The sequence below is a fragment of the Actinomadura physcomitrii genome, from assembly GCF_008923205.2.
In the GTDB taxonomy this organism is placed as follows: domain Bacteria; phylum Actinomycetota; class Actinomycetes; order Streptosporangiales; family Streptosporangiaceae; genus Spirillospora; species Spirillospora physcomitrii.
This window is the reverse complement of sequence record NZ_WBMS02000002.1, coordinates 37,481-52,443: the sequence shown is the minus strand read 5'-3', so window position 1 is coordinate 52,443 and position 14,963 is coordinate 37,481. Positions and strand designations below refer to the sequence as shown.

Annotated in this window: 15 protein-coding genes, 1 pseudogene and 1 riboswitch; of the genes and pseudogenes, 7 read left to right on the top strand and 9 right to left on the bottom strand. The window is 72.7% G+C overall.

The window, feature by feature from the left end; genetic code table 11:
* Nucleotides 1-12: 12 nt before the first annotated feature.
* The 3 genes from F8568_RS02285 to F8568_RS02275 all read right to left on the bottom strand — a co-directional run bounded on the left by F8568_RS02285 (nt 13) and on the right by F8568_RS02275 (nt 4,269).
* Nucleotides 13-858 carry a helix-turn-helix transcriptional regulator gene (locus F8568_RS02285; RefSeq protein ID WP_151590846.1) on the bottom strand — a complete coding sequence of 282 codons (846 nt, stop codon included), beginning with the start codon at nt 856-858 and terminating at the stop codon, nt 13-15.
* Between the two features lie 88 nt (nt 859-946).
* Nucleotides 947-2,590 (bottom strand): AMP-binding protein, encoded by a 1,644-nt coding sequence (locus F8568_RS02280; protein ID WP_151590843.1) that lies wholly within the window; start codon nt 2,588-2,590, stop codon nt 947-949.
* Nucleotides 2,587-4,269, bottom strand: coding sequence for an AMP-binding protein (locus F8568_RS02275; RefSeq protein WP_151590840.1), 1,683 nt, complete (start codon nt 4,267-4,269; stop codon nt 2,587-2,589). Before F8568_RS02275 ends, F8568_RS02280 begins: the two co-directional genes overlap by 4 nt.
* Nucleotides 4,270-4,556: 287 nt before the next feature.
* Between F8568_RS02275 and F8568_RS02270 the strand changes: the two genes are divergently transcribed.
* Nucleotides 4,557-5,186 (top strand): class I SAM-dependent methyltransferase, encoded by a 630-nt coding sequence (locus tag F8568_RS02270; RefSeq protein ID WP_151590837.1) that lies wholly within the window; start codon nt 4,557-4,559, stop codon nt 5,184-5,186.
* A gap of 52 nt (nt 5,187-5,238) precedes the next feature.
* On the opposite strand, the gene F8568_RS02265 is transcribed toward F8568_RS02270, so the two are convergent.
* A complete protein-coding gene (locus F8568_RS02265; RefSeq protein ID WP_151590833.1) occupies nt 5,239-6,093 on the bottom strand; it encodes a sigma-70 family RNA polymerase sigma factor in 855 nt (284 codons plus the stop codon).
* A gap of 78 nt (nt 6,094-6,171) precedes the next feature.
* On the opposite strand from F8568_RS02265, the gene F8568_RS02260 reads away from it, so the two are divergent.
* Nucleotides 6,172-6,867, top strand: a complete 696-nt coding sequence (locus F8568_RS02260) for an FMN-dependent NADH-azoreductase (RefSeq protein WP_151590830.1) — start codon at nt 6,172-6,174, stop codon at nt 6,865-6,867.
* Here the strand turns inward: F8568_RS02260 and F8568_RS02255 are convergent, their stop codons facing one another.
* From F8568_RS02255 to F8568_RS02240, 4 genes are all read right to left on the bottom strand, one after another.
* Nucleotides 6,868-7,635 (bottom strand): group II truncated hemoglobin, encoded by a 768-nt coding sequence (locus tag F8568_RS02255; protein WP_151590827.1) that lies wholly within the window; start codon nt 7,633-7,635, stop codon nt 6,868-6,870.
* A gap of 75 nt (nt 7,636-7,710) precedes the next feature.
* On the bottom strand, nt 7,711-8,253 hold the full coding sequence (locus F8568_RS02250; RefSeq protein WP_328600684.1) for a copper resistance CopC family protein: 543 nt from the start codon (nt 8,251-8,253) through the stop codon (nt 7,711-7,713).
* A complete protein-coding gene (locus F8568_RS02245) occupies nt 8,250-8,963 on the bottom strand; it encodes a YcnI family copper-binding membrane protein (protein WP_151590824.1) in 714 nt (237 codons plus the stop codon). Before F8568_RS02245 ends, F8568_RS02250 begins: the two co-directional genes overlap by 4 nt.
* A 76-nt stretch (nt 8,964-9,039) precedes the next feature.
* Nucleotides 9,040-9,669: a hypothetical protein gene (locus F8568_RS02240; protein ID WP_151590822.1), complete on the bottom strand. Its 630-nt coding sequence runs from the start codon at nt 9,667-9,669 to the stop codon at nt 9,040-9,042.
* Nucleotides 9,670-9,777: 108 nt separating this feature from the next.
* Nucleotides 9,778-10,005: riboswitch (cobalamin riboswitch) on the top strand.
* Between the two features lie 93 nt (nt 10,006-10,098).
* Between F8568_RS02240 and F8568_RS02235 the strand changes: the two genes are divergently transcribed.
* Genes F8568_RS02235 through F8568_RS02225 form a run of 3 tightly spaced genes read left to right on the top strand, consistent with a single transcriptional unit; the run spans nt 10,099 to nt 13,720 of the window.
* Entirely contained in the window at nt 10,099-12,369 is a 2,271-nt protein-coding gene (locus F8568_RS02235; protein ID WP_328600683.1) for a ribonucleoside-diphosphate reductase subunit alpha, read from the top strand.
* Nucleotides 12,369-13,364 (top strand): ribonucleotide-diphosphate reductase subunit beta, encoded by a 996-nt coding sequence (locus F8568_RS02230; RefSeq protein ID WP_151590819.1) that lies wholly within the window; start codon nt 12,369-12,371, stop codon nt 13,362-13,364. The genes F8568_RS02235 and F8568_RS02230 overlap by 1 nt, the downstream gene beginning before the upstream one ends.
* A gap of 59 nt (nt 13,365-13,423) precedes the next feature.
* A complete protein-coding gene (locus F8568_RS02225) occupies nt 13,424-13,720 on the top strand; it encodes a hypothetical protein (protein ID WP_151590816.1) in 297 nt (98 codons plus the stop codon).
* Between the two features lie 45 nt (nt 13,721-13,765).
* Here the strand turns inward: F8568_RS02225 and F8568_RS02220 are convergent, their stop codons facing one another.
* Entirely contained in the window at nt 13,766-14,029 is a 264-nt protein-coding gene (locus F8568_RS02220) for an aldo/keto reductase (protein WP_160573479.1), read from the bottom strand.
* A gap of 95 nt (nt 14,030-14,124) precedes the next feature.
* Between F8568_RS02220 and F8568_RS02215 the strand changes: the two are divergent.
* Nucleotides 14,125-14,595, top strand: a pseudogene (locus tag F8568_RS02215) (MmyB family transcriptional regulator); the annotation flags it as partial.
* Nucleotides 14,596-14,723: 128 nt separating this feature from the next.
* Nucleotides 14,724-14,927, top strand: coding sequence for a DUF397 domain-containing protein (locus F8568_RS02210; protein ID WP_328600682.1), 204 nt, complete (start codon nt 14,724-14,726; stop codon nt 14,925-14,927).
* Nucleotides 14,928-14,963 lie beyond the last annotated feature (36 nt).

Below are 14,963 nucleotides of genomic sequence, written 5' to 3'. Positions count from 1 at the left end.
CGAGGCCGGCGGTCAGGGCAGCAGCCCGGCGCGGCGCGCCGACGCCACCGCCTCCAGCCGGGTGTGAGCGTCGAGCTTGCGCATCGCCGACCGCAGGTAGCTCTTCACCGTCTCCGGCAGCAGCCCGAGACGCGCCGCGGCGTCCGCGTTCGTGCAGCCGATCGCCACGTAGGACAGCACGTCCACCTCGCGCGGCGACAGCACCGGACGCGGCGGGCCGGCCGCGGGCTCCGGCGGCGCGTCCGGGGTGAGCCCGGCGGCGGCGAGCCGCAGCGTCATCGCGCGCAGCCGGTCGCGGGTCGGCGCGTCCGCCACCTGCTCGGCGAGCGCCCGCAGCTCGGCGTGCACCGCGCGGACCTCCTCCCACCGCGCCGCCGCGTCCTGCGGCGCCGGCGGGCGCCACGCCAGCGCCTCGTCGGCCCGGTCCGCGACGGCGAGGTCCTGCTCCAGGTCGCGGGCCGCCTGCACCGCCGCGCCGACGATCCGGTCGGCGAGCGACAGCGGCTCGCGCAGCGCCCCGTACAGCACGCCGCGCACGCGCCGCCGCACCACCACCGGCACCGCCACGATCGACAGCAGCCCCTCGCGGCCGACCGGCTTGTCGTAGTCGTGGCTGATCGACGCCGCGCACGGGTAGTTGCTCACCCACATCGGCCGGCCCGTCGCCATCGCCTTGCCGCCGAGCCCGTTGCCGTGCCGGACGACCAGGCCGTTCAGCGAGTCGGTGGTGTTGCCGACCAGCTCGGTGATGCGCAGCCGGTCCCGGCCGCTGAGCGCGCCGCCGAACACCATGGGCAGGCCGGTCGCGCGGTGCAGCGTCAGCACCGCCGACCGGACCGCTCCGGCGTCGTCGCCCATGCCGCCCAGCATGCCCGCACGCGGCCGATCACGGAAGGTCACACGCTCGGGAAAGTCGCGCGGTCGCAACGTCAGCCGGCCGGGAAACTCAGGCGTGCTCGCGTGCGGCCACGTCGCCGAGCCCGAGGATGTCCACCGCCTCGGCCCGCATCTGCACCTTGCGGATCTTCCCGGTGACGGTCATCGGGAACTCGTCCACGACGTGCACGTACCGCGGGATCTTGAAGTGCGCGAGCCTGCCGTGGCAGAACTCGCGGAGCGCCTCGGCGGTCAGCTCCGGCGCGCCCTCGCGCAGCCGCACCCACGCCATCAGCTCCTCGCCGTACTTCTCGTCCGGGACGCCGATGACCTGCGCGTCCACGATGTCGGGATGGGTGTAGAGGAACTCCTCGATCTCGCGCGGGTACACGTTCTCGCCGCCGCGGATCACCATGTCCTTGATCCGGCCGGTGATGTTGACGTACCCCTCGGCGTCCATGACCGCGAGGTCGCCGGTGTGCATCCAGCGCGCCGCGTCGATCGCCTCGGCCGTCTTGTCCGGCTCCTCCCAGTAGCCGAGCATCACCGAGTAGCCGCGCGTGCAGAACTCGCCGGGCGTGCCGCGCGGGACGGTGACGCCCGTCTCCGGGTCCACCACCTTGACCTCCAGGTGCGGCATGACCGTCCCGACCGTGGACACGCGGCGGTCGAGCGAGTCGCCCGCCCGGGTCTGCGTCGACACCGGCGACGTCTCCGTCATGCCGTAGCAGATCGCGACCTCCGCCATCCCGAGCCGGTCGATGACCTGCTTCATCACCTCCACCGGGCACGGCGACCCCGCCATGATCCCGGTGCGCAGGCTGGACAGGTCCAGGGCGGCGGCGGACGGTTCGTTCAGCACCGCGATGAACATCGTCGGCACCCCGTACAGCGACGTGCAGCGCTCCGCCGCCACCGCTTCCAGGGTCGCCTTCGGGTCGAACGCGGGCGCGGGGATCACGACGCACGCGCCGTGGCTGGTCGCCGCGAGGTTGCCCATCACCATGCCGAAGCAGTGGTAGAAGGGGACGGGCACGCAGATCCGGTCCTCCTCGTCGTAGCCGCACAGCTCCCCGACGAAGAACCCGTTGTTCAGGATGTTGTGGTGCGACAGCGTCGCGCCCTTCGGGAATCCCGTCGTCCCCGACGTGTACTGGATGTTGATCGGGTCGTCCGCGCCGAGGCCCTCGCCGATGCCGTGCAGGAGGTGCCGGTCGCCGGCGCGTCCCGCCTCTACCAGCGCGTCCCACGCCTGCGAGCCGATGAGGACGACGTCGGCCAGCGCGGCGCAGCGCGGCCGCACCTCCTCGATCATCGCCGCGTAGTCGGACGTCTTGAACGACGCCGCCGCGACGAGCGTGCGGATCCCCGCCTGGTTCAGCACGAACTCCAGCTCGTGCACCCGGTACGCCGGGTTGATGTTCACCAGGATCGCGCCGAGCTTCGCCGTCGCGTACTGGACGAGCATCCACTCCGCGCAGTTCGGCGCCCAGATCCCGACCCGGTCGCCCTTCGTCACCCCGAGGTCGCGCAGGCCGAGCGCGACCGCGTCGACGTCGGCGGCGAACTGGTCGTAGGTCCAGCGGCGGCCCGTCGCCGCCTCCACGAGGGCCTCCCGGTCGGCGAACGCGGCCACCGTCCGGTCCAGGTTCGCGCCGATCGTGTCGCCGAGCAGCGGCGTCGCCGAGACGCCCGACGCGTAGGACAGCGTCATCGCAGGTCCTCCTCACGGAACTCGCCGGGCGGCCGGTCGTCCGCGCCCGGATGCTTGCCGATCTCCGCCGTCCGCAGCTCCACCCGGCGGATCTTCCCGGAGATCGTCTTCGGCAGGTCGCCGAACTCCAGCAGCCGCAGCCGCTTGTACGGGGACAGCTGCGCCCGGCTGTGCTCGAAGATCGCCTTCGCGGTCTCCGCGGTCGGCTCCCAGCCCGCCGCGAGGGTCACGTACGCCTTCGGCACCGCGAGCCGCACCGGGTCCGGCGACGGCACCACCGCCGCCTCCGCCACCGCCGCGTGCTCGATCAGCACGCTCTCCAGCTCGAACGGGGAGATCTTGTAGTCGGACGCCTTGAACACGTCGTCCGCGCGCCCGACGTAGGTGATGTAGCCGTCCGCGTCGCGGGAGCCGATGTCGCCGGTGTGGTAGAAGCCGCCCGCCATCGCCTCCTCGGTGCGCGCCTCGTCGCCGTGGTAGCCGGTCATCAGCCCGAGCGGACGGTCCGCCAGGTCGAGGCAGATCTCGCCCTCCTCGCCCGGCTCCCCGGACACCGGGTCGATCAGCGCCACCGCGTAGCCCGGCACGGGACGTCCCATCGAGCCCGGCTTGACCTGTTGGCCGGGCGTGTTCGCGATCTGGACGGTCGTCTCGGTCTGCCCGAACCCGTCCCGGATCGTCCGGCCCCACGCGTCCTTCACCCGTTCGATGACCTCGGGGTTCAGCGGCTCGCCCGCCGCGACCACCTCGCGCGGCGGCGTCGCCAGCCGGCCGAGATCGGACTGGATCAGCATCCGCCACACCGTCGGCGGCGCGCAGAAGCTCGTCACGCCGCACCGCTCCATCGCGTCCAGCAGCCGGTCGGCGTCGAACCGCGTGTAGTTGAAGATGAACACGCACGCCTCGGCGTTCCACGGCGCGAAGATGTTGCTCCACGCGTGCTTCGCCCACCCCGGCGACGAGATGTTCAGGTGGACGTCCCCGGGCCGCAGCCCCAGCCAGTACATCGTCGACAGGTGCCCCGCCGGGTACGACGCGTGCGTGTGCTCGACGAGCTTCGGCTGCGCCGTCGTCCCGGACGTGAAGTACAGCAGCAGCGTGTCCGACGACATCGTCATCCCGTACTGGGAGAACTCGTCGGAGCCCGCATAGGCGTCGGCATACCGCAGCCACCCGTCCACCGGCTCGCCGACCGCGATCCGCGTGAACTCGCCCTCCAGCCCGGCGAACTTGCCCGTGTCGGACGAGCCCGTCACCACGTGGCGGGCCCGTCCCCGCGTCAGCCGGTCCTGGAGGTCGGCCGGGCCGAGCAGCGGCGTGCACGGGATCAGCACCGCGCCGAGCTTCATCGCGGCGAGGACCGTCTCCCACAGCTCGACCTGGTTGCCGAGCATCAGCACGATCCGGTCGCCGCGCCGCACCCCCGCCCCGCGCAGCAGGTTCGCGACCTGGTTCGAGCGCCGCGCCAGCTGCGCGAACGAGTACTTCTCCTCCGCGCCGTCCTCCTGGACGATCCACAGCGCCGGCGCGTCGTTCCCCTCGGCGATCTTGTCGAACCAGTCGAGCGCCCAGTTGAAGCCGGTCAGCACCGGCCAGCGGAACTTCTCGTACGCGGTCGCGTAGTCGTCGCGGTGCGCGAGCAGGAAGTCGCGCGCCGCGCGGAACTCGACTGCGGGCATTGGTCTCTCCTCGTAGCCGCACGAACACCTGGCACTGCCGCCGGGCCGTCGCCCGAAAGGCGTGGTCAGGGGCATGGTCGAACATCCGGAGTGACCCACGCCACCCCCGAACGGGGGTAGCCGGGCGACTGCTTCCTACCCGCCCGCGACGAAGGTGGACCGCAGCAGGCGCGCCATGTGCTCGCCCACCTCGTCCGGCGTCCAGCCGCGGTCGACCAGCAGCGTCTCGCCGGCGCCGTTGGAGCAGGCGATCATGACCCGGTGCGGACGTCATAGGGTCGTCGCCCATGACCGCCTCCCCAGCCGACACCGGCACCGCCTACGACTCCGTCGCCGACCTGTACGCCTCGCTGTTCACCACCGCGTTCCTCGACATGCCGTTGGACCTCGGGATGATCAACGCGTTCGGGCGGCTCGCCCGGGACGCCGGGCCGGTCGCCGACCTCGGCTGCGGCCCCGGGCACCTGACCGCCCACCTGCGCTCGCTCGGCTGCGACGCGTTCGGCGCGGACGTGTCCGCGGAGATGATCCGGATCGCCCGCGCGGCGCACCCGGGCGTCCGGTTCGACCACGCCCCGATGACCGAGGTGGACGTGCCCGACGGTGCGCTCGGCGGCGTCCTCGCCTGGTACTCGATCATCCACACGCCGGTCGAGGACGTCCCCGGCCTGCTCGCCGCGTTCCACCGGATGCTGGCGCCCGGCGGGCACCTGCTGCTCGGCTTCTTCGTCTCCGACACCGGCGAGCCCGTCCCGTTCGACCACAAGGTGGCGCCGGCGACCCGCTGGCCCATCGACGCCCTGGCCGCCCTGACGACCGAAACCGGCTTCACCGAGATCGCGCGGCTCCGCCGCGAGCCCGCCGAAGCCGAGCGCCACCGCCAAGGCCACCTCCTCGCCTGCAAGCCCCCACGTTGACTTGCGGCGAGTCGTCGTTATGCGGCCCGCCGAAACGACGACTCGCCGCAAGTCAACGGAGGACGGCGAGGGGGAGGCGGTTTAGGCGGGACGGGTCGGTGATGACGGTGAAGCCGGTGATGCGGTCGTGCTCCACCTCGACCTGAAGGACCGCCGCTAGGCGGCCTCGGGGGGCGACGATGACGCCGACCGCGCCGTCCACCAGGGCGAGACGGGCGTTCCGGGCGCGGACGGGGTTGGCGAGGGTCTCCCCGGCGATGCGGCGGGCGCCCCGGACCTCCGCCGCGCCCTCGGCGCGCCGGAACGCGTCCGGCGCGAGCACTGCGAGCAGCGCGTCCATGTCGCCGGAGCGGGACGCGGCGAGGAACGCCGACACGGCCTCCCGCTGCCGCGCGAGGTCGGCGGCGGGCACCGACGGCGACCCCTGCACGCGCTGCCGGGCCCGGCTCGCCAGCTTCTTCGTGGTCTCCGGGGTCCGCTCGACGATCCCGGCGATCTCCGCGAACGGCACGGCGAACAGGTCGTGCAGGACGAACGCGACGCGCTCGGCGGGCGCGAGGCGGTCCAGGACGACGAGCATCGCCAGCCCCACCGAGTCGGCGAGCACCGCCTCCTCCTCGGGGTCCCGGCCCCCGGCCTCCTCCAGCGCGGCCAGGCCGTCGAGGCCGGCGGGGGCCTCGTCGCGGCGCCGCCGCGCCCGCAGCATGTCGAGGCAGATCCGCCCGGCGATCGTGGTGAGCCAGCCGGGCAGGTTCGCGACGTCTCCGGCACCGGCGCGGGACGCCCGCAGCCACGTCTCCTGGATCGCGTCGTCGGCCTCGTCGAGCGAGCCGAGCATCCGGTACGCGACCGCCCGCAGGTGGCCGCGGCACGCGTCGAACCGCTCGGCCAGCACCTGCTCGTCCATCGGTCCCCTTTCGTCGGCGCGGGTCGTCATAGCTGTGGGAACACCGACGACACGAGAGCGAAGGAGACGCGCTCCACCATGCTATCGGCCCATGACCAGGTCGCCTCGCTGCTGCACCTGGACTCCAGCCACTCCGGCGACTCCATCACCCGGCGCCTGTCCGCGCGGTTCGCGGACGCGTGGCGGGAGCGGCACGGGACGTCCGGCTACCGGTACCGCGATCTCGTCGCGGATCCGGTGCCGCCGATCTCGGCGGCCTATTGCGAACTCGGACGCCGCGTCGAGAGGAACGGCTACGTCCCGCCCGCGAAAGTGGACGCGCTCATCGAGACCGCCGCCGAGGAACGGGAATGGGCGCTGACCCTGCCGCTGGTCGAGCAGTTCGCGGGTGCCGGAACCGTGCTGATCGGCGCCCCGATGTACAACTTCTCGGTGCCCGCGTCGCTCAAGGCGTGGATCGACCGGATCACCTTTCCCGGCGCATACACCGACCCTGACACGGGCCGGAGCCTGCTGCACGGCAAGCGGATCGTCGTCGTGACGGCGCGCGGCGGCGCGTACGGGCCCGGCACGCCGCGCGAGGGATTCGACTTCCAGGAGCCCTATCTGCGGGCCTATTTCGCCAATCTCGGCGTCGCGGAGGACGGCGTGTCCTTCGTCAACGCCGAAATGACCCTCGCGGACCTCGTCCCGCACCTGGCGCGGTTCAGGGAAATGGCGGCACGATCGCTCGCCGGGGCGGAGGAGGCGGTGGTCGCCCTGGCCTCCCGGTGACTACGTGGCGGGAGTGTAGGGCGGGGCCACGCCCCAGCCCCAGTGCGGCATCGGCGCTTCGAGCGGCGGCGTCGCGCCGGGCTGGGAGTTCGACAGCGCGATGCGGGTGCCCCACTCGATGTAGGAGGCGAACGCGGCGCGGAACTCGGGGTCGGCGGGCAGGCCGACCTCGTCGGCGGCGTCCATGAGCAGGCTCACCCAGCGGCGGCGCTGCGCCTCGGTGATCGCCTTGCCGAGGTGCTGCCGGACCATGTGGTGGTAGCCGCCGCGCTCCCGGCTGTAGCGCTCGGGGCCGCGGAACACCTCGCCGAGCCAGATCGCGACCCATTTCGGGTGGTCGGGGGCCATGTGCTCGAAGAGGGGGCGGAGCAGGTCGTCCTTCAGGACGGTGGTGTAGAAGACCTCGGTGAGGCGCTGCAGGGCGTCGGCGCCGCCGGCCCAGTCGTACATGGTCGGGACGGACGAGCCGGCGCCGCGGACGGGCGTGCGCTCGTAGTGCCGCATCTCCTCGATCCGCCGCACGTACGGTTCGATCTCGGCGAAGAAGGCGGGGAAGTGCTCGCCGGAGCGGAAGCCCTTTGAGTGGTCGTCGGCGGACGTCCAGCAGATCCGCAGGATGTAGCACTCGGGTTCGTCGACACAGCGGGACAGCTCGTAGTCGACGCACTGCGGGGCGGCGGCGAGCGGGACGGCGGCGCGGGCGTAGGCGGCCTCGAACTCCTCGGCGTCCGCCTGGTCGATCCGGTAGCGGATGTACTCGACGATCACCAGGGCCCCAGGGGATGGTCTTCCGGACGGGTAATCACTGTAACGCTGTAATCACCCGTCCGGAAGACCGCGCGGTCACGTGTTCGGGGACGTTCCCGAAGTGCGCCGGTACCAGGCGAACCCGCCGCCCGCGACCACCACGACGGCGGCGATCAGGCCGATCCACAGCCAGCCGGACGAGCCGCCGGAGCCGTTCCCGGCGGCCTTCGCGGCGGGCGCGGACGCCGCGGACCCGGCGGGCGCCGCGCCGGTGGATCCGGTGACGGTGAACTTGTAGGTGCCGCTGATCGGGTGGCCGTCCGGCGACACGACGCGCCAGCCGACCGTGTACACACCGTTCGGCAGCGTGCCCTTCACCGCCTCGGTGACCTTGTTGTCCACCGCCTGCGCCTTGCCCGCCTCGTGCCGCCCGCCCTTGGCGTCCGTCAGCACGACCTGCGGCAGTTGCACCGGGTCGGCGTAGGTCAGGACGATCTGGGTCGGCGGCGCGATCGTCGCGTCCGCAGCCGGGTTCGCGGCGGTCAGCGACGTGTGCGCGGACGCGGGCGACGCGGTCAGCGCCAGCGCGGCGAGCGCCGCGGCGGCGCCGCCGGCGGTGCGCCGGACGGCCCGGGTCACGCCCGGCTCCGCGCGCGGGCCAGGCCGTAGCCGCCGACCGCGATGCCGATCACGCCGACGCCGATGCCGACGCCGCCGAGCGTCCGCGCGGTGCCGTCGTCGGAGCTCGCCTCCGCCTTGGCGGCGGGCTTCGACTGGGCGGTGAGCCCGGCGGTGGCGGTGTCGGTGGCGCCCTTCGGGGTCAGCTTCAGCGTCGGCGCCGGGTGCTCGGGCTCGCTGGTGCCGTCGCCCGGGTCCTGCTCCCACTTGACGACCTGGCCGTCGGAGTAGGTCTGGTCGGCCTTGAACATCATCGTGTCGGTGTCGGTCGGCAGCGGGCCGAGCGAGACGTCGAACTCCTGGAACTGGCCCGGCTCGATCTTGCCGCCGGACCAGGTGATCTGCGTGACGGCCTTGGTCAGCTCGCCGCCCTCGGTCTTGATCGGCTTCGGCAGCGTGGACTTCACGACCTTGGCCGTCCAGCCGGGGACGGGACGCACCGACACCGACGCGAGCGGGTGGTCGACCGGGAAGTTCACCACGAGCTTGGTGGTGTCGGCGTTGTCCTCCTCGTTCGGCACCCGGAACGAGACCTTGGCGTAGGAGCCCTGCTCGGCGGTCTTCGGGTTGACGGTGACGTGCGCGGACGCGGCGGTGGCGAGCGCGATCACGCCGAGGCCGGAGAGCGCGGCGAGCGTGCCGAGCCGGCGGGCATGCGTGCGGGAAGGCAAGACGGAACTCCGTTCGAGTCGTACGGGAATGGCCGGGCACCGGGGGATCCGGCGGCCGGCGACGTACGGCGCTCGCTCAGCGAAGGGCGAGCGCCCTCGAACGCGGCGGAGGTCCCCGCCGGACGACCTGGTGCCGGAGCGCGCGTCCCGTGGCGAGCGCGCCGGCCGCCACCGGCACCACGGGGGTACGTACCGGACGCCCCGCCGGTTCGATCAGCAGCAGCGCGAGCAGCAGCCGGATCGGCCGGTCGGCGGCGGACGCGAGGCGCCGCGCGAGGGACCACGCGGCCCGCTCGCCGCGCCGCAGCCACCAGGCCGCGAGGACGGCGGCGGCGACGTGCGCGAGGGTCATGGAGGTGCCGGAGCCGTGCATCGCGGGCGCCGGCCCGGCGGCGGCGTGCCCGGCCGTCGCGGCCGTCGCCGCCGTGTCGCAGTGGCGCATGCCCTCGGCCGCGCTCGCGAACAGGGTGTGCAGCGCGAACTGGCCGCCGAGCAGCCCGCCCATGATCGTCGGGAGGGAGCGCTCGTGGCCGGCGAGGGCGAGGGTGACCGCGAGGACCGCGCCGAACCCGGCGAGCACCGCCCATCCGGGCGCCGGGTCGTGCGAGGCGAGGTCGTGCCCGAGGGTCGCCAGCGTGACGCACACGGTCGCGAAGACGACCGCGCGCGCGGTGCGGAGGACCGGCTGCCTGGGACGCGGGGACATGACGGGGACATCGTCCCACCTCAGTCCGGCCGGCCGCACCCGACCCCCGCAATCCGGTCCCGACCCGCCCTACATGTTGGGGTTGCGCAATGTGGATCAACAAGATGTAGGGTTCAATCCCGTGCTGGTTCGCCCCCGCCGCTCGCGGCGGGGGCGTCGCAAGAGGGAACCCGGTGCGAGTCCGGGACTGCCCCGCAGCGGTGAGCGGGAACGACCGCCGTCACAGGCACTGAACCGGGACGTCCGGATCGGGAAGCGACGGCCAGTAGGTCGTGCCTCCGGCGGGAGGCGCGGCGCCCGCGAGTCCGAAGACCTGCCATGCACGCCGTACGTCCGAGGCTTCGCGGGTGAGCCGGGGGACGGTGCGCGGCAGCATGCCGCCGCGCCCGTTCGCATGCCCTCGCGAGGCCCGCTCACGAGGGAGAGAACGTGACAGTCACCATGCAGGCGCCGGCGGTCCAGGGGATCGCCGCCGACGTCGCGGCGGCCTGCGCCGGCATCGAGGGGACCGCGCCGGAACGGGTGCTCGGCGCGGTCCGGGCGGGGGACGGCGCGAGCGCCGCGGACCTGCGGGACCTGGCGATCGGGGAGGCCGCCGCGCTGGTCGCGGCGGAGCCGGGGTACTCGCGGGTCGCCGCGCGGCTGCTCGCGGCCCGGATCCGCGACGAGACCGCCGAGGCGGGCGTCCGGAGCTTCGCGGAGTCCGTCGCCGCGGCGCACGCCGAAGGCCTCCTCGCCGACGCCCCGGCCGCGTTCGTCGCCGCCAACGCCGCCGCCCTTGACGCCCTGATCGACGACGGGGCCGACGACCGGTTCGGGTACTTCGGCCTCCGTACCCTCTACGACCGGTACCTGCTGCGGCATCCGCGGACCCGGCTCGTCCTGGAGCGCCCGCAGCACTTCTTCCTGCGGGTCGCCGTGGGCCTTTCCAACAGCGTGGACGAGGCGGCCGAGCTGTACGGGCTGCTCAGCACGCTGTCGTACCTGCCCAGCTCGCCGACGCTGTTCAACTCGGCGGCGCGCCGCCCGCAGCTGTCGTCGTGCTTCCTGCTGGACTCGCCGCGCGACGAGCTGGAGGCGATCTACGAGCGGTACGGGCAGGTCGCGCGGCTCAGCAAGTACGCGGGCGGGATCGGGATCTCCTGGACGCGGGTCCGCTCGCGCGGGTCGCTGATCCGCGGCACGAACGGGCACTCCAACGGGATCGTGCCGTGGCTGCGCACGCTGGACGCGTCCGTCGCCGCCGTCAACCAGGGCGGCCGCCGCAAGGGCGCCGCGTGCGTGTACCTGGAGCCGTGGCACGCCGACGTCGAGGAGTTCCTCGAGCTGCGCGACAACACCGGCGAGGACGCGCGCCGCACCCACAACCTGAACCTGGCGAACTGGATCCCGGACGAGTTCATGCGCCGCGTCGAGGCGGACGGGACGTGGTCGCTGTTCGACCCGAAGGAGGTCCCCGAGCTGACGGACCTATGGGGCGACGCCTTCGACGCCGCCTATCGGGCGGCCGAAAAGGAGGGCCGGTACGTCCGGCAGGTCCCGGCCCGCAAGCTCTACGGCCGGATGATGCGCACCTTGGCGGAGACCGGAAACGGGTGGATGACCTTCAAGGACGCCGCGAACCGGGCCTGCAACCAGACCGCCGAGCCGGGCCGGACCGTCCACCTGTCGAACCTGTGCACCGAGATCCTTGAGGTCACGAGCGAGAACGAGGCGGCGGTGTGCAACCTCGGCTCGGTGAACCTGGCCGCGCACGTGTCGCCGTCCGGGGTCGACTGGGAGCGGCTGCGCGCGACCGTCCGCACCGCCGTCCGGTTCCTGGACCGCACCATCGACCGCGGCTTCTACCCGACGCCCGAGGCGGAAACGGCCAACCGGAAATGGCGTCCGGTCGGCCTCGGCGTCATGGGCCTCGCCGACGTGTTCTTCACGCTGCGGCTCCCCTTCGACTCGGCGGAGGCCCGCGAGCTGTCCACCCGGATCGCCGAGGAGATCGCGCTCGCCGCGTACGGCGCGTCCGCCGACCTCGCCGAGGCGCACGGCCCGCTCCCCGCCTACGCCGAGACCCGCACCGCGCGCGGGCAGCTGCACCTCGACCACTTCCCGGACGCCGCGCCGGCCCGTCCCGCCGAATGGGACGCGCTCCGCGCCCGGATCGCCGGCGTCGGGCTGCGCAACTCGCTGCTGATCGCGATCGCGCCGACCGCCACGATCGCGTCCATCGCCGGCTGCTACGAGTGCATCGAGCCGCAGGTGTCCAACCTGTTCAAGCGCGAGACGCTGTCCGGCGAGTTCCTGCAGATCAACGGCTACCTCGTCGAGGACCTGAAGTCGCTCGGTCTGTGGAACGACGCCGTCCGCGAGGCGATCAAGCGCGCGAACGGCTCGATCCAGGGCCTGGCCGACCTGCCCGCGGAGATGCGCGAGCTGTACCGGACGGCCTGGGAGCTGCCGCAGAAGGCGCTCATCGACCTCGCCGCCGCCCGCACCCCGTACATCGACCAGTCGCACTCGCTGAACCTGTTCATGGAGACGCCGACGATCGGGAAGCTGTCGTCGATGTACGCCTACGCGTGGCGCAGCGGCCTGAAGACCACCTACTACCTGCGCTCGCGTCCCGCCACGCGGATCGCGCAGACGACCGTCGCCGCGGCGGTCTGCTCCCTGGAGAACCCCGAGACCTGCGAGGCGTGCCAGTAATGCTCCTCGATCCCGGCATGGACCTGACGCTGCGGCCCATGCGCTACCCCGACTTCTACGAGCGCTACCGCGCCGCGATCCGCAACACCTGGACCGTCGAGGAGGTGGACCTCGCCTCCGACCTCGCCGACCTCGCCCGCCTCACCCCGGCGGAGCTGCACCTGGTCAACCGGCTCGTCGCCTTCTTCGCCACCGGCGACTCGATCGTCGCGAACAACCTCGTCCTCAACCTCTACAAGCACGTCAACGCACCGGAGGCCCGGCTCTACCTGTCGCGGCAGCTGTTCGAGGAGGCCGTGCACGTCCAGTTCTACCTGACCCTCCTCGACACCTACCTGCCCGACCAGGACGAGCGGGCCCGGGCGTTCGCGGCGATCGAGCACATCCCGTCGATCCGGGCGAAGGCGGAGTTCTGCTTCCGCTGGATCGACTCGCTCGGATCGCTGGACGAGCTGCGCACCGCCGCCGACCGGCGCGCGTTCCTGCTCAACCTGATCTGCTTCGCCGCGTGCATCGAGGGCCTGTTCTTCTACGGCGCGTTCGCCTACGTGTACTGGCTGCGGTCGCGCGGGCTGCTGAACGGCCTCGCGTCCGGGACGAACTGGGTGTTCCGGGACGAATCCATGCACATGGAGTTCGCGTTCTCCGTCGTCGACACCGTCCGGGCGGAGGAGCCGGGGCTGTTCGACGCGGAGCTGACCGCGCAGGTCACCGCGATGCTGGAGGAGGCCGTCGAGGCGGAGCTGGCGTTCGCCCGCGACCTGTGCGGCGACGGCCTGCCCGGGATGAGCGCCGGCGACATGCGCGCCTACCTGGAGTACGTCGCCGACCAGCGGCTCGCCCGCCTCGGCCTGCCGGTCCGCTACGGGACGGCGAACCCGTTCGCGTTCATGGAGCTGCAGGACGTCCAGGAGCTGTCGAACTTCTTCGAGCGGCGCGTCTCGGCGTACCAGATCGGCGTCGAGGGCGAGGTGGCGTTCGACGAGGCGTTCTGACGAACTTTCCGACGGGGGCGCGCGTTGAACTGGGAGAAGCTAGGCCGAGGAGGAAGAACATGGCTTCTCTCATCGACCGGATCATGAATTTCGTCCGGGGACCGCAGGGGCAGAAGGCCCGGGCGAAGGCGGAGCAGTTCGCCCGCAGCCCCCAAGCGCAGAAGGCGCGCGCCAAGGCGGAGCAGTTCGCGCACGGCCCGCAGGGCCAGAAGGCGCGCGCGAAGGCCGAGCAGCTCGCCCGCAGCCCGCAGGCGCAGAAGGCCCGCGCGAAGGCGGAGCAGTTCATCAACGACCCGCGCAACCAGGAGAAGGCCCGCAACCTGCTCTCCCGCCTGCGCGGCGGGCGCCGCCACTGAGCCGCCGGCGGCCGCCCCGAACCGGGGCGGGCCGTCCGGCGCGCGTCATGTGTCGAGGTTGGCCAGGTAGGCGTCGTTTCCCTGGGCGCCCGCCACCGCGTCCGGCGGGACGATCTCCTCCAGCCGCTCGACGACCTGCGCGTCCAGTGTCAGGTCGCCGGCGGCGGCGTTGGCACGGGCGTTCGCGGCCTTGCGCGTCCCCGGGATCGGCAGCGCGCCGCGGCCGACCAGCCACGCCGGCACCAGCTGCGCCGGCGTGACGCCCTGCTCGGCGGCGAGCGTGGCCACCCCGTCCGCGAGCGAGACCACCTGTACCGCCTCGCGCTGTCCCTGCCGTCCCCGCCGCCCGCCGCCGCGGACGGCCCGGTCGCCCCGCCGGTGCAGCGGCTGCTGGACGCCATCGACCCGTCCCGGCGTACGTGATCAACACCCGCCTCGACGTGCTGGCCTGGAACGCGACCGCCGCCGCGCTCATGCCGCACCTGGCGGAGCAGCCCGCCTCGCGCCGCAACATGCTCCGGTACGCGCTCTGCGACCCGCGCGCCCGCACGTTCTACGTCGAGTGGGAGGAGGTGGCCCGGCACGGCATCGCGCAACTGCGCGCCGCGACCGGCCGCGACCCGGACGACCCCGCGACGCGGGCCCTGATCCGCGAGCCGTCCCGGACCCCGGAGTTCCGCACCTGGTGGGACCGGCAGGACGTCAAGGGCCCGGGCATGGGCCGCAAGGAGTACCGGCACCCGGTGGTCGGCCCGCTGTCCCTCGACTACATCGGCATGGTCCTCCCGGGCACCCCCGACCACCAGTTCGTCACCCTCACCGCCCCCGAAGACGGCCCGTCCCGCACCACCCTCGCCGAACTGACCGCCCACTGACCTCAGCAGAGGTCGGTTGGAGGCCGGTGCGCATGTGACCGAGCTGGGAACAGGGTTCGAGCTGTCGAGAGAGTGGCGCTGACGGCGGCCGACTCCGAGGCTCTGATCCGATCGTTGATGGAGGGTGCATGAGCATGAAGATCGCGCACTGGCGTAAGAGCAGCTACAGCGGTGGTGAAGCCGGCCAGTGCGTTGAGTTGGCTGAGCTGGACGGGGCGGTGTCGGTGGGCATTCGGGACGGCAAGAATCCTGAGGGCGGGCACCTGGCGGTCGGACGCGCCGACCTCGCCGTCCTCGTCTGCCGCATCAAGGACGGTGCTCTGGACCTCTGATCTCGAAGACCGCACTCGGCCCCCTCTTTGGAGGGG

Bases quoted from the DNA above. Each gene is read 5' to 3' on its own strand.
- F8568_RS02240 (WP_151590822.1), bottom strand. From the start codon at position 9,669: ATGTCCCCGCGTCCCAGGCAGCCGGTCCTCCGCACCGCGCGCGCGGTC.
- F8568_RS02265 (WP_151590833.1), bottom strand. From the start codon at position 6,093: ATGGACGAGCAGGTGCTGGCCGAGCGGTTCGACGCGTGCCGCGGCCAC.
- F8568_RS02210 (WP_328600682.1), top strand. From the start codon at position 14,724: ATGAGCATGAAGATCGCGCACTGGCGTAAGAGCAGCTACAGCGGTGGT.
- F8568_RS02260 (WP_151590830.1), top strand. From the start codon at position 6,172: ATGCTATCGGCCCATGACCAGGTCGCCTCGCTGCTGCACCTGGACTCC.
- F8568_RS02285 (WP_151590846.1), bottom strand. From the start codon at position 858: ATGGGCGACGACGCCGGAGCGGTCCGGTCGGCGGTGCTGACGCTGCAC.
- F8568_RS02280 (WP_151590843.1), bottom strand. From the start codon at position 2,590: ATGACGCTGTCCTACGCGTCGGGCGTCTCGGCGACGCCGCTGCTCGGC.
- F8568_RS02275 (WP_151590840.1), bottom strand. From the start codon at position 4,269: ATGCCCGCAGTCGAGTTCCGCGCGGCGCGCGACTTCCTGCTCGCGCAC.
- F8568_RS02230 (WP_151590819.1), top strand. From the start codon at position 12,369: ATGCTCCTCGATCCCGGCATGGACCTGACGCTGCGGCCCATGCGCTAC.
- F8568_RS02270 (WP_151590837.1), top strand. From the start codon at position 4,557: ATGACCGCCTCCCCAGCCGACACCGGCACCGCCTACGACTCCGTCGCC.
- F8568_RS02225 (WP_151590816.1), top strand. From the start codon at position 13,424: ATGGCTTCTCTCATCGACCGGATCATGAATTTCGTCCGGGGACCGCAG.